General features: G+C 71.0%; 22 protein-coding genes and 2 pseudogenes. 13 read left to right on the top strand and 11 right to left on the bottom strand.

Annotation, left to right across the window (positions count from 1 at the left end; genetic code table 11):
- Nucleotides 1-165 precede the first annotated feature (165 nt).
- Complete coding sequence (locus tag EAO72_RS23680) at nt 166-1356, bottom strand: flavin-containing monooxygenase (RefSeq protein WP_148019279.1); 1191 nt, start codon at nt 1354-1356, stop codon at nt 166-168.
- Nucleotides 1357-1503: 147 nt separating this feature from the next.
- Between EAO72_RS23680 and EAO72_RS23675 the strand changes: the two genes are divergently transcribed.
- The 4 genes and pseudogenes from EAO72_RS23675 to EAO72_RS23660 all read left to right on the top strand — a co-directional run.
- Nucleotides 1504-1956 carry a DoxX family protein gene (locus tag EAO72_RS23675; RefSeq protein ID WP_148019278.1) on the top strand — a complete coding sequence of 151 codons (453 nt, stop codon included), beginning with the start codon at nt 1504-1506 and terminating at the stop codon, nt 1954-1956.
- Nucleotides 1953-2369: a Zn-ribbon domain-containing OB-fold protein gene (locus EAO72_RS23670; protein WP_148019277.1), complete on the top strand. Its 417-nt coding sequence runs from the start codon at nt 1953-1955 to the stop codon at nt 2367-2369. Before EAO72_RS23675 ends, EAO72_RS23670 begins: the two co-directional genes overlap by 4 nt.
- 115 nt (nt 2370-2484) lie before the next feature.
- Nucleotides 2485-3252 carry an SDR family NAD(P)-dependent oxidoreductase gene (locus EAO72_RS23665; protein WP_148019276.1) on the top strand — a complete coding sequence of 256 codons (768 nt, stop codon included), beginning with the start codon at nt 2485-2487 and terminating at the stop codon, nt 3250-3252.
- A 119-nt stretch (nt 3253-3371) separates the two neighbouring features.
- Nucleotides 3372-3773, top strand: a pseudogene (locus EAO72_RS23660) (acyl-CoA thioesterase domain-containing protein); the annotation flags it as partial.
- On the opposite strand, the pseudogene EAO72_RS23655 reads toward EAO72_RS23660, so the two are convergent.
- Nucleotides 3759-4061 (bottom strand): annotated as a pseudogene (locus tag EAO72_RS23655) (integrase core domain-containing protein); the annotation flags it as partial. The pseudogenes EAO72_RS23660 and EAO72_RS23655 overlap by 15 nt on opposite strands.
- Before the next feature lie 217 nt (nt 4062-4278).
- Here EAO72_RS23655 and EAO72_RS23650 point away from each other — a divergent pair.
- Nucleotides 4279-5067, top strand: coding sequence for a zinc ribbon domain-containing protein (locus EAO72_RS23650; protein ID WP_222724121.1), 789 nt, complete (start codon nt 4279-4281; stop codon nt 5065-5067).
- Between the two features lie 73 nt (nt 5068-5140).
- Here the strand turns inward: EAO72_RS23650 and EAO72_RS23645 are convergent, their stop codons facing one another.
- Entirely contained in the window at nt 5141-5719 is a 579-nt protein-coding gene (locus EAO72_RS23645) for a TetR/AcrR family transcriptional regulator (protein WP_148019275.1), read from the bottom strand.
- A 91-nt stretch (nt 5720-5810) separates the two neighbouring features.
- On the opposite strand from EAO72_RS23645, the gene EAO72_RS23640 reads away from it, so the two are divergent.
- Entirely contained in the window at nt 5811-6257 is a 447-nt protein-coding gene (locus EAO72_RS23640; RefSeq protein WP_148019274.1) for a DUF1772 domain-containing protein, read from the top strand.
- Between the two features lie 57 nt (nt 6258-6314).
- Nucleotides 6315-6740, top strand: coding sequence for a DUF4267 domain-containing protein (locus EAO72_RS23635; RefSeq protein ID WP_148019273.1), 426 nt, complete (start codon nt 6315-6317; stop codon nt 6738-6740).
- Nucleotides 6741-6818: 78 nt separating this feature from the next.
- On the opposite strand, the gene EAO72_RS23630 is transcribed toward EAO72_RS23635, so the two are convergent.
- Together EAO72_RS23630 and EAO72_RS23625 are read right to left on the bottom strand one after the other, a co-directional pair.
- Nucleotides 6819-7991 (bottom strand): HEAT repeat domain-containing protein, encoded by a 1173-nt coding sequence (locus EAO72_RS23630; RefSeq protein WP_148019272.1) that lies wholly within the window; start codon nt 7989-7991, stop codon nt 6819-6821.
- 55 nt (nt 7992-8046) lie between these two features.
- The gene (locus EAO72_RS23625; RefSeq protein ID WP_148019271.1) at nt 8047-8466 is read right to left on the bottom strand and encodes a hypothetical protein; all 420 of its coding nucleotides are present in this window, start codon (nt 8464-8466) and stop codon (nt 8047-8049) included.
- Nucleotides 8467-8550: 84 nt separating this feature from the next.
- Here EAO72_RS23625 and EAO72_RS23620 point away from each other — a divergent pair, with 84 nt between their 5' ends.
- Genes EAO72_RS23620 through EAO72_RS23610 form a run of 3 tightly spaced genes read left to right on the top strand, consistent with a single transcriptional unit; the run spans nt 8551 to nt 10201 of the window.
- Nucleotides 8551-9366, top strand: a complete 816-nt coding sequence (locus EAO72_RS23620; RefSeq protein WP_261991613.1) for a helix-turn-helix domain-containing protein — start codon at nt 8551-8553, stop codon at nt 9364-9366.
- On the top strand, nt 9363-9611 hold the full coding sequence (locus EAO72_RS23615) for a DUF397 domain-containing protein (RefSeq protein ID WP_148019270.1): 249 nt from the start codon (nt 9363-9365) through the stop codon (nt 9609-9611). The genes EAO72_RS23620 and EAO72_RS23615 overlap by 4 nt, the downstream gene beginning before the upstream one ends.
- A gap of 47 nt (nt 9612-9658) precedes the next feature.
- Nucleotides 9659-10201 (top strand): GNAT family N-acetyltransferase, encoded by a 543-nt coding sequence (locus EAO72_RS23610; protein WP_148019269.1) that lies wholly within the window; start codon nt 9659-9661, stop codon nt 10199-10201.
- Between the two features lie 12 nt (nt 10202-10213).
- Here EAO72_RS23610 and EAO72_RS23605 read toward each other — a convergent pair whose 3' ends face one another.
- Entirely contained in the window at nt 10214-10789 is a 576-nt protein-coding gene (locus EAO72_RS23605) for an SMI1/KNR4 family protein (protein WP_261991612.1), read from the bottom strand.
- Nucleotides 10790-10863: 74 nt separating this feature from the next.
- The gene (locus tag EAO72_RS23600) at nt 10864-11493 is read right to left on the bottom strand and encodes a TetR/AcrR family transcriptional regulator (RefSeq protein ID WP_148019268.1); all 630 of its coding nucleotides are present in this window, start codon (nt 11491-11493) and stop codon (nt 10864-10866) included.
- Nucleotides 11494-11597: 104 nt separating this feature from the next.
- Between EAO72_RS23600 and EAO72_RS23595 the strand changes: the two genes are divergently transcribed.
- Nucleotides 11598-12560 (top strand): zinc-binding dehydrogenase, encoded by a 963-nt coding sequence (locus EAO72_RS23595; protein WP_187285187.1) that lies wholly within the window; start codon nt 11598-11600, stop codon nt 12558-12560.
- 22 nt (nt 12561-12582) lie between these two features.
- On the opposite strand, the gene pspAB is transcribed toward EAO72_RS23595, so the two are convergent.
- Both pspAB and htpX read right to left on the bottom strand, forming a co-directional pair.
- The gene (gene pspAB, locus EAO72_RS23590; RefSeq protein ID WP_148019267.1) at nt 12583-13167 is read right to left on the bottom strand and encodes a PspA-associated protein PspAB; all 585 of its coding nucleotides are present in this window, start codon (nt 13165-13167) and stop codon (nt 12583-12585) included.
- Nucleotides 13168-13182: 15 nt separating this feature from the next.
- Nucleotides 13183-14094, bottom strand: coding sequence for a zinc metalloprotease HtpX (gene htpX, locus EAO72_RS23585; protein WP_148019266.1), 912 nt, complete (start codon nt 14092-14094; stop codon nt 13183-13185).
- Nucleotides 14095-14263: 169 nt separating this feature from the next.
- Between htpX and EAO72_RS23580 the strand changes: the two genes are divergently transcribed.
- Nucleotides 14264-15466, top strand: coding sequence for a cytochrome P450 (locus tag EAO72_RS23580; RefSeq protein ID WP_148019265.1), 1203 nt, complete (start codon nt 14264-14266; stop codon nt 15464-15466).
- 47 nt (nt 15467-15513) lie between these two features.
- The gene (locus tag EAO72_RS23575) at nt 15514-15693 is read left to right on the top strand and encodes a ferredoxin (protein ID WP_148021991.1); all 180 of its coding nucleotides are present in this window, start codon (nt 15514-15516) and stop codon (nt 15691-15693) included.
- Nucleotides 15694-15723: 30 nt separating this feature from the next.
- Here EAO72_RS23575 and EAO72_RS23570 read toward each other — a convergent pair whose 3' ends face one another.
- Nucleotides 15724-16401, bottom strand: coding sequence for a pyridoxine/pyridoxamine 5'-phosphate oxidase (locus tag EAO72_RS23570; protein WP_148019264.1), 678 nt, complete (start codon nt 16399-16401; stop codon nt 15724-15726).
- A 152-nt stretch (nt 16402-16553) separates the two neighbouring features.
- Nucleotides 16554-17732, bottom strand: a complete 1179-nt coding sequence (locus EAO72_RS23565) for a thiolase C-terminal domain-containing protein (RefSeq protein ID WP_148019263.1) — start codon at nt 17730-17732, stop codon at nt 16554-16556.
- Between the last annotated feature and the right edge of the window lie 109 nt (nt 17733-17841).

Here is a 17841-nt window from a genome sequence, read left to right as displayed (position 1 = left end):
TCACCGGTCCGCGGGCCGGCTGCGAGGTCTGTCCTGTTCGTTGACGTGCCACGTGCATCCTCCGTATCAGGGTGGGATGCCCCGCCGGGAGTGGCCGGCGGGGGCTGTGCTGAGCGAACGGCGGCGTGTCCCTGACCGATGGGACGGGGGACGGGACGGGGGACCTCAGCCGGTGCGCGCCAGGCGCTTGGCGATCTTCTCCGCGTCCAGGGCCATTTCGCGGAACATGCCGCTGATCGGGTTGGTGAACCCGGTGAAGTACAGGCCGGGCGCCTGCTTCGGCGTACGGCCGCCGTGCGCCACCGGGCGGCCCCGCGCGTCCAGCACCCCGAGGTGGCCGACCAGCGGTTCCAGGGCCCGCAGATAGCCGGTCGCGGCGATCACCGTGTCCGGGGTGATCCGGGTCCCGTCCGCCAGCACCACCGCGTCCTCGTCGAACGACTCGACGGCCGCCACCGGCACCACCCGGCCGCCCTTCACCGCGTCGATCAGCCCCACGTCCTGGACCGGGATCGCCCCGTCCTTGACCCGGGAGTACAGGCCCGTGTCCGGGCGGGGCAGCCCCTGTTCCGCCAGGTCGGGCACCGCGACGCGGGCCATCAGGCCGCCCGCCCGGTCGACGAGCGCGACGGGCAGCCGGCGCACCAGGATGCCCGTCGCCTGGGCGGGCCAGCCCGCCGTGGAACGGCGCACGAGGTGCGGAAGGGTGCGCACCGCGATCCGTACGCGGGACGCGCCGCCCTCCACCAGGTCGACGGCGATCTCCGCCCCCGTGTTGCCGATGCCCACGACGAGGACGTCCCGGCCCGCGTACGGGGCCGGGTTGCGGTACGCCGAGGCGTGCAGCAGCTCGCCCGTGAAGGTGTCGCGCCCGGGCCAGTCGGGGATCCGCGGGGTGTGGTTGTAGCCGGTGGCCACGACCACGGCCCGGCCGGTCAGTTCGCGCCCGCCGGTGGCGGTCAGCCGCCATCCGGATCCGTCGGCCGCCCGGTCGACGCGGGAGACCTCGACGCCCGTCACGACTTCCAGCGCGTGGTGCTCGACGTACTTCTCCAGGTAGCGCACCACGTCGTCCCGGGAGACCCAGCGGCCGAACCTGCGCGGCATGGGCAGTCCGGGCAGGGCCGACCAGCGCCGGGTGGTGTGCAGGTGCAGCCGGTCGTAGTGGCGCCGCCAGGACGCCCCGACGTCCGCGGACTTCTCCAGGACCACCGCCCGGACCCCCCGCTCGCGCAGGGCCGCGGCGGCGGCGAGGCCGCCCGGGCCGCCGCCGATGACGTAGACCGGACGGTCCTCGGTGATGTCGGTGGGTGCGGCCGGGGTGGTGCTACCGGCGGTAGGTGTGCTGTCGGACATGCTTCGGAGCGTAATCGCGCGACTCCTTGATGGGTCTCGGTCAAGACCGGAATCGATTGCGAATTGATCACGGGTGCGCGCCTCTTGCGCGGGCGCCCGCGATCAGGTGAACTGACGTACCGTCAGATCCAGCGAACGGGAGGCCCCATGCGGACGATCTGGCTCGACGGCGCCCAGTGGCTCGCCGTGCTCCGAATAGGCCTCGGCCTGTGGTGGCTGGAGAGCTGGCGGCACAAGGACAAGAAGGGCTGGTTCGAACGCGGCACCGGCATCGCCTGGGCGTCGGACGTCGCGGGCAAGCACCGCTGGCCGGTGGTCCGGACCGGCTTCGAGAAGATCGTCGCGCCCCGGCCGAAGGCCATGGCGTACCTGGTCGTCTACGCGGAACTGGCCCTGGGCCTCGGCCTGGTGACCGGCCTGCTGACCCCGGTCGCGCTCGTCGCCGGGCTCCTGCTCAATCTGCTGTACCTGGTGCTGATGATCCACGACTGGGCCGAACAGGGACAGAACGCGATGATGGCGCTGATCTCGCTCGTCGCCCTGTTCGCGATGTCCTGGCAGACCTGGTCCCTGGACCGGGCGTTCGGGCTCTTCCTGTGACGGGCGCGAGGCAGGCCCCCCGCTACGACCTCCCGGAACCCGACGCGTTCACCCGCTCCTACTGGGACGCCGCCGCCGAAGGGCATCTGCTGCTGCGGCACTGCCGCGCCTGCGACCGGATGCACCACTACCCGCGCGAGTTCTGCCCGCACTGCTGGAGCGAGGAGGCGGAGTGGGTGCGGGCGAGCGGCCGGGCCACGCTCTACACGTGGTCCGTCGTCCACCGCAACGACCTGCCGCCGTTCGGCACCCGCGTCCCGTACGTCGCCGCGGTCGTCGATCTCGCGGAGGGGCCCCGGATGATGACGGAGGTCGTGGAGTGCGAGGAGAGCGCGCTCACCATCGGGATGGCGCTGAGGGTGACGTTCCGGCGGGAGCCGGGGACCGAGGCGGTGGCGGTCTTCCGGCCCTGAGCGGGGCGTACGGGGACGGCGTCCCGTCCACCGGGACGGAACGCCGCCCGGCCGGGCCGGACCGGTTTGGATGCGTGGCACCGGTCCGGTTGCCCCGACTGCTGGGAGTACACGCATGTCACTCGAAGGACGCGTCGCGATCGTCACCGGCGCCGGAGACGGAATCGGCGCCGCCGTGGCCCGGCGGTTCGCCGCCGAGGGTGCCCGGGTCGTGGTCGCGGAGCTGAACGAGGAGACCGGCCGTGCCACGGCCGAGGACATCGGCGGCCACTTCGTGCGCACCGACGTCAGCGACAAGGCGCAGGTCCTGGCGATGGTCGACACCGCCGTACGGGAGTGGGGCAGCGCCGACATCCTGGTCAACAACGCCTGGGGAGCGGGCGATGTCGGCCGGGTCGAGAACAAGACCGACGCGATGCTGGCCCGCGGCCTGGGCGTCGGCTTCTACGGGCCGCTCTGGGCGATGCAGGCGGCGTTCGTGCACATGAGGGCGCGGGGCTGGGGCCGGGTCATCAACATGTGCAGTCTCAACGGCGTGAACGCCCACATGGGGACCTTGGAGTACAACGCCGCCAAGGAGGCCCTGCGCACCCTGACCCGGACCGCCGCCCGTGAGTGGGCCCCCACGGGCGTCGTCGTCAACGCGATCTGCCCGGGCGCGAAGAGCGCGGCCTTCCGGCGGATGATGAGCGAGCACCCCGAACTGGAGAGGCAGGCCGACGCCACGAACCCCATGGGGCGGATCGGTGACCCCGACCAGGACATCGCCCCGGTGGCGGCGTTCCTCGCGGGCGAGGGTGCGCGCTACATGACCGGCAATACGCTCTTCGTCGACGGCGGGTCACACATCAACGGAGTCGCGTGGGCCCCGGACCTGCCGTGACCTGCCTTCGCGGGCAGGCGCCGGACCTGCCTTCGCGGGCAGGGCCCCGGGCGGCGGTCCGCAGCCGTGCGGTGGCACGCTGGTGTCCTTGATCCGCACAGCCGCGAGGGACACACCGCATGAGCACCGGCAGCTACTACGAGCGCATCGACGAGCACTGCTTCAAGCCCACCGCCCACGCGAGCGGCGCGTGGAGCACGGACGAAGTGCACTTCAGCCCACTCGGTGGTCTCATCACGCACGCCATCGACCGGCACCTGGCCGACCGGCCGGGCGAGCCGCTCCTGCTGTCCCGGATCAGCTTCGACATCCTGGGCCGGCTCGCGCTCGACACGTGCGAGATCCGGGTCGAGACGATCCGCCCCGGCCGCACCATCGAACTGGTCGAGGCCGTCGCCCTCATCGGCGACCGTCCCGTCGTACGCGCCAGGGCCTGGTGCCTCGCCGCCGTCGACACCGGCGCCGTCGCCGGCGGCGAGGCCGGCCGGCTGACCCCTCCCGAAGCGCTAGCTGTATTGCCCTGTGAGGTTGGGGACGCGGCTGGCGGGTGGTTTGCCGGCGAGCGCGGTGTGGCCGCGGTGGTGATTGTAGGAGTGGAGCCAGTAGGGGAAGGCGTCGCGTCGTTCCTGTTCTGATCGGTAGGGCTTTGCGTAGGCCCATTCGTCGAGCAGGGTGCGGTTGAGGCGTTCGACCTTGCCGTTGGTCTGTGGCCGGTAGGGCCGGGTTCGCTTGTGGGTGATCCCGGCCGCCGTCAGGGTCTCGCGCCAGAGGTAGGACTTGTAGCAGGCGCCGTTGTCGGTCAGGACCCGATCCCGGCCGTCACCGAGGCGGTGTGCCCGGCGGGGACGAACACCGTGATCTCGCCGGGCCTGTTGAGCCCGCCGGTGCTGTCCGTCCCGGTCTCGCAGGGCACCCAGCGGGCCCCGTCCTTCGGCACCCGAGGTCACGCCCGCGCCCGCACCCGTCCCCGTACGACCGGCACCACCGGTTCCGGCCCCGGTACGGCCCGGACGGCCGGCCGAGCCGGTGGCGGACGACCCCGTGGTGGCCGTGCAGCCCGGCATCCCGATCGCCCAGCGCCCCGTCGTCCGACCGGTCGTGGCGAACGAGGAGCCGGACGGCACGCCGTGCCCGTCGTGCGGGGCGTCCAACCGCCCGGGGCGGAAGTTCTGCCGCCGCTGCGCGACGCCGCTGAACCCGGGCGAGCGGGAGGAACCGCTGCCCTGGTGGCGCACCAGGTGGCCGTTCGACCGCAGGGTCCGGGCCGGTTCGGGGAGGCTGCTGCGGGGAAGCCTGATCGCTCTGCTGATCGCCGGCCTGCTGGTCGCGGGCTTCCTGCTCGTACCGGCTGGGCGCTACGTCGTCGAGGACGTGCGCGACAAGCTCGGCGGAACGGGGGAGATCAGCCCCACCGACGTCTCGGCGAGCGCGGCCGCCCCCGGCCACGCGGCGGAGCTGGCCGTGGACGGCGTGACGAACACCTACTGGGGCGCCCCGAAGACGGGCGCCGCGCTGACGGCCGCGTTCGAGAAGCCGTTCCGGCTGGTCGGCGTCACGGTCCACACCGGCGTGTCGACGAAGGCCGAGGCGTTCCGGCAGGGCGCCAGGCCGACGCAGGCGGATCTCCGCATCAGGACGAAGGACGGCAAGATCCACGAGAAGGCCTGGACACTCACGGACAAGCCGGGTGAGCAGACGGTACGGACGGGCATCAGCGACGTCGTCTCCATCGAGTTCATCGTGCGCGAAGCGGCAGGTCAGGAGAGCGGGCGGCCGATCGCGCTCGGGGAGATCGAGTACTTCAAGCGCACCTAGTGCGTGTTGACCCGCGCCGCGGGCACGTAGCCGGGGCCCTCGGTCCTCGGCTACGTGCCCGCGGCGCGGTGTGTCAGACCATGGCGAGCCGGCCCACCACCAGTTCCACCCTCGCCCCGGCGTCCTCGGGCAGCAGGCGGCCCGCTCGGGTCAGCGTCGCCAGGCCGTGCAGCGCCGCCCAGAACACCTCGGTGAACAGCGCCGGGTGCACGCCGTCGCCGGCGGCCTCGGCGAGGCATTCGAGCAGGGCCGCGAAGGCGTCCTTCAGCGGCTCGGGGGTGTCCTCCCGCGCGTACGCCAGGCCGCCGTCGAGCTGGAACAAGGCGTCGTAGACGGCCGGGTTGTGCTCGGCGAAGTCGAGGTAGGTGCGGGCGAGGGCGGTGACCCGCTCGCGCGGGCTGTTCGCTGCGGAGGTCGCGGCCCGTACCGCCGCGGCCAATTCAGTGGCGCCTTCCAGGGCGACGGCGCCGATGATCTCGCGCTTGCCCCGGAAATGGCTGTAGAGGACGGGCTGGCTGTATTCGATGCGCTCGGCGAGCCGGCGGGTGGTGACGGCGTCCCAGCCCTGCTGCTCGGCGAGTTCGCGGGCTGTCACCACGATGAGGCGCTCACGCTCCGCCCGTTCGCGCTCCTTGCGTTCCTTTACCGACATGACTCGATTCTAGCACCGCTAGACAATCGAGCGTTCTTAGCGCTAGCGTTGCACCGTCATCTAGCAACGCTAGTTCACGGAGGGGATCGTCATGCTCAGCACACTCGAGGTCGTCACCACTGTCGTCGTCGGCCTGATGGTGGGGGTGGAGTTCTCCGTCGCCTTCATCATGAGCCGCATCCTGGACGCGCTTCCCGAGGACAGCCGCCAGCTCGGCCATGCCCACGGCGGCCGGATGCTGGGGGCCCTGATGCCGTTCTGGTACATAGGCTCGGTCGTCCTCAGCGCGATCTGGGCCGTCGCCGGCTGGCATCACGACGGCGCGGGCCTGGTCGTCGCCGCCGCCGGACTGCTGATCGTCAGCGTGATCATGTCGATGCTGCTGCTCGTTCCGATCAACAACCTGGGCAAGACCTGGACGCCCGAGAACCGGCCGGCCGACTGGAAGGAGCAGCTGCACCGCTGGAACCGGTACCACTACTTCCGCGTCGCCGTCATCGTCGCCGCGTTCACCCTGCTGGTCGTCGCCCTCGTCTGATACCGCCGATGCCCACGACGCCTACCGAACCGACGAAGAACCGCAGGGAGAAGAACCATGTCACTGAAGAAGATCAACACTGTTCTGGCCGCCGCCTTCATCCTCTTCATCCTCTGGTTCGGGACGGAGTTCATCCTGAGCCCGGAGACCACGGCGCCCGGCTTCGGCCTGCCGAGCTGGCCGCGCGGTGACGGCGGTGGCTTCCTGGTCGTCAAGGGAGTCCGCGACGTCGTCATGGCCCTGGTCCTGGCCGTCCTGCTGGTGACGGGCCACCGCAGGGCACTTGGCTTGGTGCTGCTGGTGGAGGCCCTCGCCGCGTACGGCGACATGACCAACGTGCTGGCCCACCACGGCTCCGTGGCCACCGCGCTCGGCGTCCACGGCCTGACCGCGACACTGATGGTGGTCAACGGCCTGCTGATCATGCGCGAGACCCGCAACGTCGCGGCCGCCCCGGCGACGCCCGCCCCGCAGCCCGCCTGAGGTGCGTATCGGGCCGTGGCCGATCCGTGGGGTTTCGCCCTGACAGCCCCCACCGCCCTCTGGCCCCGAGCAGCCGGTTCAGCCGCCGTGGCGCTGCTTGTAGCGCCACGGCGCATCCAGTAGCCAGGTGTCCTGCCACCCCGCTCGGTCGACCAGGCCGATCAGGCGGGCGCCCTCCACGCAGCGCGGGTCGTCGGCTTCGGCGAGGCCGCAGACGGCTTTGATGCGGACCAACTGGTCGTCCTCGTCGAGGAATCCGGCCAGGATGTCGGCGACTGCGGGGCTGCGGCCCTCGAACTCGTAGAGGACCTCGCACACGTGGGCGCGGACGTGTGCGTCCGGGTCGCGAGCCATCGTGGCGAGCACGTCCAGCGCCTCGGGGTGGGTGTAGGCGTATCGCGTTCTGCCCAGCATGCTCGGCACCTGGACGCGCACCCTGGGGTCCGGGTGCGTGCGGAGGGCCAGCCCCAGCTCTTCGATCTCCGGTTCGTCGTCGTCGACGGAGTTGAGCCCCCTCAGTACCGGCACGAGCACCGCCGGGTCCGTCTCCTCGGTGGCCCAAGGCAGGAGAACGTCCACGGCCCGCCGCTCCCAAGGCCATTTTTCCGAGGTGACGGGATGCTCGACGATGAGGAAGCACCATATGAGGTACGCAGCGAACTGCCGACGCAGGGGATCAGGGTCGGAGCGCAGCGCCAGGGCCGCTTCCCATGCCTCCACGTCGGACCGCTTCGCGAGCGCGACGGTTGCTTCCCACCAGTCGGCGTGTTCCGCGTCGGCGCGGGCGAGTGCCCGGGCGAACAGTTCGTCGAACGACCGGCGGAACCCCAACTCCGCTTCCAGGCAGGTGAGGACGGCGGAATGGCCGTCGCACACACGCATCCCGCCGAGCGTGATCACGTGGTACTCGGTGACGTCGAAATCGTCGACGAACCTGCGGCTTTCGACCGGGCCCGACGCGCCGGTCGCGAGGCGAAGCCCGGCTTCGGCCCCGGTCTCGTACCAGTGCCGAGCGCAGGCGAGAAGGCCCGCCCGCTGCTCCTGCGTGAGCCGGTCCCCCGCATGCCTGAGCAGGGCGACGGTCACGCCGGCGTTGCCGGAGGCCACGGCCCGCAGCAGCGGTGTGCTCCCGTCGGGCAGCGGCCGGAGCGGATCGGCGCCGGCGTCCAGCAGGGCCCCCGCCCTGCGCCCGTCGAACGTGGCGACGGCGAGGCACAGGGCCTCCGTCGTCTCGGCATCGGCCTCCGTCATCGCTTCCCCCGCCCCCTCGGTCGTACCCGGTGGGCAGCGTAGTCCGCAGAGATGATCAGGAGAGGAACCGGATGTCCTCGGGCACGAGTTGAGCCGTCACCACGCCGTGCAGCAACTCCGCGTCCACGAAGTCCCCGACCTCGGGCGGTCCGCACCGCCAGCTGAGCGGGTACGTGTTGCCGTGCGCGGCCGGGATCCCCACGTACTGGTCCCGGGCAGCGGGCCCGAAGCACTTCGCGCCGGGCGGCCAGTCGAAGTCCTGGCTCGCGCCGGGCTCGAGCAGGAAGTACGTCCACCGCCCGCCCGCGACCTCCCGTACGACGGGCCCCGGATCGCCGTCCGTGAGGGTGGCCAGGTGGTGCAGCACCGCCTCACCCCGTACGCCGCGCAACCGGATCGCGTCGAAGTGGATTCCGGTCAGGTGGAGTTGGAGCCCCGAGGCGGGTACCCATTCGGGGTGCTTCTTCTGCGTCATGGCCACGAGCATTCCGGTGACTGCGTAGCGTGACCAGGAGGACACGATCCACATCGGGGCGATGTGGGGAGGGTGGTGTGGGCTGTGGGGACGAGTAGCGAGACGACACGCGGGCGGCGGCTGGTGGGGGAGTTGATCCGCATCCACCGGGTGCGGGCCGGGCTCACGCAGAAGGAGGCGGCGGAGCAGCTGCTGATCTCGGAGTCGCTGATGGGCGCGGTCGAGCGGGCGGAGCGCATTCCGTCGCGCGACCTGCTGATCGACGCGGATCGGGTGTGCGGGGCGTCCGGGGCGCTGAAGGCGTGCTGCGAGCTGGTGGACGAGGAGAAGTACCCGCCGAAGTTCCTGGACTGGGCGAAGCTGGAGCGGAACGCGCGGGTCATCAGCGCCTACGAGACGATGCTGATCCCGGGCCTGCTCCAGGCGGAGGGGTACGTGCACGCGCTGTACCGGTCGCGTGTACCGGCGTACACGGAGGATGAGATTGCCCGGCACGTCGGAGCGAGGCTGGAACGGCAGACGGTGCTGTCGCGCACGCCGCCGCCGCGCATCGGCTACGTGATCGAGGAGTCGGTCCTGGACCGGACGCTGGGTGGTCCCGAGGTATTGAAGGAGCAACTGCGCCACGTACTCGATTGCATGGAGCGGTTCAACCACCTGACGGTGCAGGTGATGCCGTCGGCTCAGCACACGCACGCGGGGCTGATGGGACCCATGCAGTTGATGTCCACGGCAGAAGGCCGCAATCTGATGTATGTGGAGGCTCAGGGCGGCGGTAGGTTGATCTCGAAGCCGGAGCAAGTGAGCGATCAGCTCGACCTCTTCGGCATCCTGCGAGCCCAGGCGCTCAACCCCTGGAAGTCCGCGGAGATCATCGAGACGAAGGTGGGGCAACTGTGAGCCACGGATCCGGACTGACCTGGTTCAAGTCCAGCTACAGCGGCAATGAGGGTGAAGCCTGCATCGAAGTCGCCTACGACTGGCACAAGTCCAGCTACAGCCTCAACGAGGACAGCTTCTGCGTAGAGGTAGCCACCTGCCCCCACACCGTCCACGTCCGCGACTCCAAGCTCACCGACGGCCCCACCTTCGCCGTCGCCCCCGCCGCCTGGACCGCGTTCCTGGGCCACGCCGCGAACGCCTAGGGATTATCCGCTTGCCGCCCGCCGACCCGGTCGGTTAGGAAGCTTGCATGCTAAGCGGCAACAAGGTCGGGCTCAGGGCCCGGCACGAGGACGACATCCCCATTCTGCGGGCTGAGCTCTACAACGACGTGGTCAACGCCTCGCGGGCCGATGGCGGGCCGTGGCGGCCGTTGGCGCCCGACTCGAAGGATCCGCGGCTCGTGGGCGACGACGAGGATCAGGCGTGCGTCCCGTTCTCCGTCGTGGAGTTGGGAGAGGGCACCCTGGTAGGCGCCGCGACACTGTGGGGCATCGACCACCACAACCGGTCCGCGCACATCGGCCTCAGCCTGCGGCCCTCTGCTCGCGGCAAGGGCTACGGCACCGACGCGGTGGCGGTCCTGTGCCAGTACGGATTCGTTGTACGCGGCCTGCACCGGCTACAGATCGAGACGCTGCCTGACAACGCCGCGATGCTGGCCTCAGCCGAACGCAACGGCTTCGTCCGCGAGGGTGTGCTGCGCTCCGCGGCGTGGGTGATGGGTGAGTTCCTCGACGAGGTGGTGCTCGGGCTGCTTGCCCAGGACTGGAAGCCGGCTCCGAAGGGCTGAGGTGGCCCGGGGTCACCCTGAGGGCGGTCCGAGGACCTGGCCGGCCGTCGCGAAGTGGTGCTCGGCGGGCTTCAGAACTTCGTAGAGGTATCCGAAGTACGCCGTCTCCGCCGTTCCCGTGAGTACGGCGAGCAGGAAGGCGAGGCATCCCATGTCGTGGGCCTCCCACAGCGGGCCCCGGCCCTCGTTGTAGAGGACGGTCCACTCGTCAGGGTGCTGACCGGGGCGCACCAGCCAGTACAGAAACGCCCCCGAGCCCCCGTCGAACGCCCACGGCACGAGGCGCGCACCGGATTCCAGCAGGCCGTCGGGCTTCTCCTCGCCGTCCTCCCACAGGCTCTCCAGGATGTCGATCCGATCCGTCGTCTGCGCGCACAGGTCGAACCTGGCGTAGGCGGAACCGGGGACGAGCAGCCAGACCGTCTCGTCGAAGACGCCGTCGCCGTATGTCTCGACGAGCTGCTTGTAGTCGGTGGGCAGCGGCGTCCCGAGGGCGTGCTCGGCCTCGGTCCAGTCGCGCACCGGCGGCGGATCCACGGGCGGAGGGCACAGGCGGACGAGGGCATCGAGGGCATCGGAGGTGACCATGGCGTGGAGGCTAGACGATCTGTCCCAAGGCGTTCAGTGCTCCGGGCGTCGAGCGTGGATCCGCTCGCCCATGGTCAGATGCTGTCCGGCGCTGCGGACACCAGTCGCGCCGCCGGTGGTAGCGGTGTGTGCTGAGGGCAGGCTTCGAATGCCTGGATCGCCAGCCCTGCGAAGCGTCGGGAGGCCATGACCTGGGTGTCGGTCGATCTGGTGTGGATCCCCTTGTTGGCCATGAGGACGAGAATGAGGTCGTCCAGGACGAAGTCGGACCGCAGGCGCCCTGCGTCCTTGGCCCGCTGGGCCAGTCCGGCGACCGCCTTCACCGTGTACTCACGGCCCCCGACCTCCGGCGCCCCCGGGAAGGCCGCCATGAAGGCTTCGCTGAAACCCCGGTCCCGCGCGTGCAGTTCACAGATCTTCTCGATCACCAGGCAGAGGCCACGCCACGGATCGGGATCGGCGCACCCGTCGTCGACGATGGTGCGACATGCGCGCAACTGGTCCGCGAAGGCTTCGGTGGCCAGCACCTGTTTGGTCGGGAAGTGGCGGTACAAGGTGGCCGGTCCGACTCCCGCGCGCCGCGCGATCTCCCGCATCGGCACGTCCAGGCCGTCGGCGGAGAACAGTGCCCGGGCTGCGTCGAGGATGCGCTCGCGGTTGTCCAGCGCGTCGGAACGCAGCGTGTGAGGCAAACCGTCGGTCATGCTCTCACTTTACCTAAACGGACGGGGGCGTCCGTTAGCGTCCAGGACGTAGCGGCGCACCGAGATCATCGGGGCGCACGGCATCGGGACCAAGGGAGACGAGAGTGAAAGCCATCGCGATCCAGTCGTTCGGAGGTCCTGAAGGCCTGGCCGTTGTCGACCTGTCGGATCCCGCACCCGCTGCCGGACAGGTGGTGATCGAGGCCGAGGCCGTGGGCGTCGGGGGAGTCGACGTGGTGATCCGGAGCGGGGCCCTGGCCGCTTACGGCTTCAAGGAGGGCCACATCCCGGGCGGCGAGGTGGCGGGCACCGTGACCGCGGTCGGTGACGGCGTCAACGCCTCGTGGATCGGCCGGCGGGTGTGGGGCTTCACCGGAACCGGCGGAGGATACGTCGAACAGGCCCTCGCGTCGGCCGAGGAGATCGTTCCCCTGCCCGCGAACCTGTCCGCGGTCGATGCGGTGACACTCGGCAGTTCCGGCGTGGTGGCCCACTTCGGGCTCCGTCACGCCCACTTCGCTCCCGGGGAGACGGTCCTGGTCCGTGGCGCGGCCGGCAGCATCGGGATCATGGCGGTGCAGCTCGCCGCTCGCGGTGGCGCCGCCGCGGTGGCGGTCACCACCTCCTCGGCAGAGCGCGGTGAGCGGCTGCGACGTCTTGGCGCGAGCCATGTGCTGGACCGCTCCGGTGAGGGCGGGGAACAGGCCCCCGCAGGCTATGACGTCATCATCGACGTGGTGGCCGGCCAGGACATGCCGTCGTTCTTCGACCGGCTCAACCCGAACGGCCGCATGGTGGCCGTGGGCGCTGTCGCGGGCCAGCCGCCGGCGGACTTCGGCACGAAGATCATGGCGGCGTTCCAGAAGTCGATGTCCTTCGCCGCTTTCAGCGCAGCCACGGTCACCGGAGCCGACCGGCGTGCTGTGCGGAGCGAACAGTTCGCCGCAGCGGGCCGCGGCGAGATCGCCACCGTGGTGCACGAGGTGCTGCCCCTGGACGCAGCCGTGCTGGCGCACCGGAAGATGGACGCGGGCGAGGTCTTCGGGAGGATCGTGCTGACACCGTAGGCGAAGGCCGGGGCACCGGCCCTCACAACCCCGGCGCCCCCCACACCGGAAACCACCGCCCCAGGTCCTTCTCCACCCGAAGGTCGTCCCCGAGGGCGGCCCTGACCTGCAACTCCAGCTGGTTGTCCCGCTTCTCGCCGCCGCCCGGCACGGGGGCGAACGGGTAGAACGTGCCGCGCTTGTACAGGTAGACCAGCGCCAGCGAGCGCCCCTCCGCGTTCCGGAAGGCGATCAGCGAGCACAGCAACTGCGGGCCGAAGCCGCCGTCCTGGAGGAGGGTGTTGACCGCGTGCAGGTCGTTGACCAGCGCGGCGAGGTCATCGGGCGGCTGCCGGGCGAGCAGCCAGGTGTAGCCGTACGTGTCCCGGCTGAACTCCACCGGGATGCCGCCGCGCCCGGTGTCCGCGTCGAGCAGTTCCCGTACGTCCTGCTGGATACGGGCGAAACCGGCGCCCTCCACGCCGGCGAAGCACACCGAGCCGAGGCCGGTCGGGACGAAGCCCGTGGCCGCCTGGAGGGTCAGCGCGGCGGACGGGACGGTGAAGAGCTGGTCGAGGTCGGGGCGGACCGGCTTGCTGCGGCCCAGGATGGTGTCGAGCAGACCCACGGGCGTACTCCTCGGTCACGGGCGGGACAGGTCGGCGGAGATGCGGGCCAGCTGGTCCAGGCGCTGCTCCAGGGTCGGGTGCGAGGAGAGCAGCCGGCTCAGGCTCTCCTTGGAGGAGAAGGCGGGGACGAAGTAGAAGGCGTTGTACGGCTCCGCCTTCCGCAGGTCCTGCGTCGGGATCCGGGCCATCTGCCCGCTGACCTTGGTGAGGGCGGAGGCGAGGGCCGAGGGTCTGCCGGTGAGCAGCGCGGCCGTGCGGTCGGCGGAGAGTTCGCGGTAGCGCGACAGCAGCCGGGTGAGGAGGAAGCTCAGGGCGTAGACGACCGCGCTGACCAGCGGGATCAGCATGATGATGATGCCCGCGGGGTCGTTGCCGCGGTTGCTGCGGGCGAAGCCGCCCCAGAGCGCGACGCGGGTGATCATGCCCGCGAGGACGCCCAGGAACGAGGCGATCGTCATGACGGCGACATCGCGGTGGGCGACGTGTGACATCTCGTGGGCGAGGACGCCCTCCAGCTCCTCCGGTTCGAGTCTTCGCAGCAGGCCCGTGGTGGCGCAGACGAGGGCGGTCTTCTCGCTGCGGCCGGTGGCGAAGGCGTTCGGTACGTCGCTCTCGGCGATCGCGACCCGGGGCTTGGACATGTCGGCGAGCGCACAGATCCGGTCGATCGCGCCGTGCAGTTCCGGCGCCTGCTCGGGGGTGACCTCGCGGGCGCCCATGCTGAAGGCCGCGATGCGGTCGCTGAACCAGAACTGGGCGACGAACATGCCCCCGGTGATGATCAGGATGATCGGCCAGGCGCCGCGCATCACGGCCAGCAGGACGCCGACCAGGACCACGTACAGCAGGCCGATCAGGAACATGGTGGTGACCATGCGTGTGGTCAGACCGCGGTCGGGGGCGTACCGGCTACGGGTTTTGGTCATGGGTGACCTCCAGTCCTCACCTGCCTCCATGGTGCTCCTCGATGGCCGAAAGTGGATGCGTCCGCTCCGCTCCGGGCATTTGGCCGAACAGGACCTAGCTGTTTAGGTGCCTGAGGCATCTAGTGGTGGGTGATCGGTATGACGCCCCCCTCTCCTTGCGAGGTCCGCCGTGACACAGGCACAGACAGAGACCGTCGTCTTCCCGCAGGACCGCACCTGTCCCTACCACCCGCCGACCGGCTATCCGAGCACGAGCCGCGGCCAGCAGTCCGTGTCCCGCGTGCGGCTCTTCGACGGCCGTACGGTGTGGCTGGTGACCGGACACGCCGAGGCGCGCGCCCTGCTGGTGGACCCGAGGCTCTCGTCCGACCGGGAGAACCCCGCGTTCCCCTTCTTCGCCCGGAGGCTGGCGGCGACCACCCAGCGGCGCGTCGAACTGCTCGGCCTCGACGACCCGGAGCACAACGTGCAGCGCCGGATGCTGATCCCGAGCTTCACGGTCAGGCGGGCGGCGGCGCTGCGGCCCAGCATCCGGGAGATCGTCGACCGGCTGCTCGACGCGCTGGTTGCGCAGGGCCCGCCGGCCGAGCTGGTCAACGCCTTCGCGCTGCCGGTGCCCTCCATGGTCATCTGTGCGCTGCTGGGCGTGCCCTACGCGGACCACGAGTTCTTCGAGGCGCAGTCCCGCAAGCTGCTGCGCGGCCCCGCGGGCTCCGATGTCGAGGCGGCGCGGGACGCTCTGAGCGCGTACTTCCGTGAACTGATCGAGCGGAAGCGGCGCGACCCCGGCGAGGGGCTGCTCGACGAGCTCATCGCCAAGCAGCTGGAGACCGGGGCGGTGGACCTGGAGGAGCTGGTGCGGCTGGCCCAGATCCTGCTCGTGGCCGGCCACGAGACGACCGCGAACATGATCTCGCTCGGCACCCTCACCCTGCTCCAGCACCCGGACCAGCTGGCCCGGCTGCGCGGCGGGAGCGACGGCGTTCCGGCTGCCGTCGAGGAGCTGCTCCGCTTCCTGTCCATCGCCGACGGGCTCTCCAGGGTGGCCGTCGAGGACATCGAGGTGGGCGGGGTGACCCTGCGGGCGGGGGACGGGGTGCTGCTGTCCACTGCGGTGATCAACCGGGACGAGGCCGCTTACCCGGCACCGGACGAGCTGGACCTCGGGCGCGGGGCGCGGAACCACGTCGCCTTCGGGTTCGGCATCCACCAGTGCCTGGGTCAGAACCTCGCGCGGGCCGAGCTGGAGATCGCCCTGCCCGCGCTCTTCGACCGGCTGCCCGGTCTGCGGCTCGCGGTGCCGGCCGAGGACATCCCGTTCAAACCGGGGGACACGGTCCAAGGGCTCATCGAGCTGCCGGTGACCTGGTGACCGGCACCCGAGCGAAAGGGCGGATGGAGATGACGGATATGACGGCCATGCGGATCGATATCGACAGGGACGTGTGCATCGGCGCCGGGCAGTGCGCGCTCGCCGCTCCGAAGGTGTTCACGCAGGACGACGACGGGCTCAGCGAGCTCCTGGCGGAGGCCGAGCCCGGGCCCATGGTCGCCGAGGCGGCCCGCGCCTGCCCTGTCCAGGCCATCACGGTCACCTGACGCGGCGCGGCGGCACATGGTGGCGGCCGGTCAGGGCCAGAGCAGCTCCCGCTCCCAGCCCGTACCGTTCCGGCGGTAGCGCAGCCGTACGTGCCGGCGCCGGGCGTCGCCCTGGAAGAACTCGACCTCGCGCGCCTCGACCACGTACCGCGTCCAGCTCGCCACCTCCGCGTCCGGCTCCTCCCGCGCCCGCTGCCAGGCGGCGTCCGAGGCCCGGTCGAGTTCCGCCGTCGAGCCCAGTACCTCGCTCTGCCGCCCCACCAGCGCCGAGGCGAGCGCCCCGGTCGAGCGGGCGTGGAGGTCGGCGCTGCTCTCGGCGGGGGAGCAGGCGGTGACGGGTCCCCGGACCCGTACCTGCCGGCCCTGCGCGGGCCAGTAGAAGCCGAGCGCGGCGTACGGGCGGGCGGCGAGCTCGCGGCCCTTCGCACTGGTGGCGTGCGTGGCGAAGTGCCAGCCGCGCGCGTCGGCGTCGTGCAGCATCAGCGTCCGTACGTCGGGCAGACCCTCCGCGTCGGCCGTCGCCAGCGTCATCGTGTGCGGCTCGGCCTGCCCGGCGGCGACCGCCTCCGCGAACCAGGCGTGGAAGAGGGGGAGCGGGGCGGGGGGCGCCGTGGCCGGGTCGAAGGCGGGAAGCTCGATGTCCCAGACGCGCTGGGAGTGGAGCAGGTCGAGGAAGGCGCGCCGTCCGGCGTCGGATGCATCAGTCATCCGCCCATTCCATCCGGTGGAGGAGCGGAGAGCGAAGTGGATGCGGCGCGGGCGGCCGGGCCGGGGCCGGAGACGTGGGCGAGAGCGCTCACCTCGCTCTCGACTCCGGCCGGACGTCGGTCCCGGCCCGGGAAGCCCGCGCCGGGGCAGTCTCACCCCCGCCCCAGCACCACCGTCCCCGACGAGCAGAACCATCCGCCCGTCCCCGACGCCACCGCCAGTTCCGGCAGCCGGCCCCCCGCCTTGCGCACCTGACGCTCACCCGCCTCGCCGCGCAGTTGGCGTACCGCCTCCACCAGCAGGAACAGACCGCGCATCCCGGGGTGGCAGGCGGACAGGCCGCCGCCGTCCGTGTTGACCGGGAGTTCGCCGGTGAGGCCCGTGCGGCCCTTCTCCACGAAGGAACCGCCCTCGCCCTTCGCGCAGAAGCCCAGGTCCTCCAGCGTCACCAGCGTCATATAGGTGAACGCGTCGTAGATCTCCGCCAGATCGATGTCCGCGGGCCGCACCCCGGCCCGCTCGAAGGCGAGGCGGCCGGACACGGCGGCGGGCGAGACCGTGAAGTCGTCCCACTCCGACATCGTGGAGTGCGAGACGTGCTCGCCGGTGCCGAGGATCCAGACGGGGGCCTTCGCCGTGTCCGGTACGTAGTCCTCGGCCGCCAGCAGGACCGCGCAACCGCCGTCGCTGCGGATACAGCAGTGCAGCTTCGTGAACGGGTCCGCGATCATCGGGCCCGACAGCACCTCGTCGACCGTGACCGGGCTGCGGAACATCGCGTCCGGGTTGGCCGCCGCGTTCGCCCGCGCCTGCACCGCCACCTCGGCGAGCTGCTCCAGCGTGGTGCCGTACTCGTACATGTGGCGGCGGGCGGCCATCGCGTACTTGGCGATCAGCGAGTGCCCGTACGGCACCTCGAACTGGAGCGGGCCGCGGGCCCCGAAGGAGAGGTTGGACGTGCGGCGGCCCGCCTTGATGTCGGCCCGGGCCGTCGACCCGTACACCAGCAGGACGGCGTTGGCGCGGCCTGCCGCGATGGCGTCGGCCGCATGGGCCGCCATGACCTCCCAGGTCGAGCCGCCGACCGAGGTGGAGTCCACCCAGGTGGGTTTCAGGCCCAGGTACTCGGCGACCTCGACCGGGGCGAGCGTGCCGAGGCCCGCGGAGGCGAAGCCGTCGACGACCGACCGGTCGAGGCCCGAGTCGGCGAGCGCGCGGCGGGCGGCCTGGGCGTGCAGGGCGTACGGAGTGGCCGTGTCGACGCGTCCGCAGTCGGCGAGGGATATGCCGACGACAGCGACCTTGCGGCGGGAAGAGGGCGTGGCAGGCATGAATCTGACGGTACATCAGATCCAGGGAAGGCGAACCACCTTGCCGTCCGCGAATCCTGTGGCGCCTGTCGCCCTGCGAGACTCTGGGAATCTCGCTGCTTCACCCCTA

It is taken from the genome of Streptomyces sp. OR43 (genome assembly GCF_008042275.1).
GTDB lineage: Bacteria > Actinomycetota > Actinomycetes > Streptomycetales > Streptomycetaceae > Streptomyces.
This window is presented reverse-complemented; position numbering and strand designations above follow the sequence as displayed.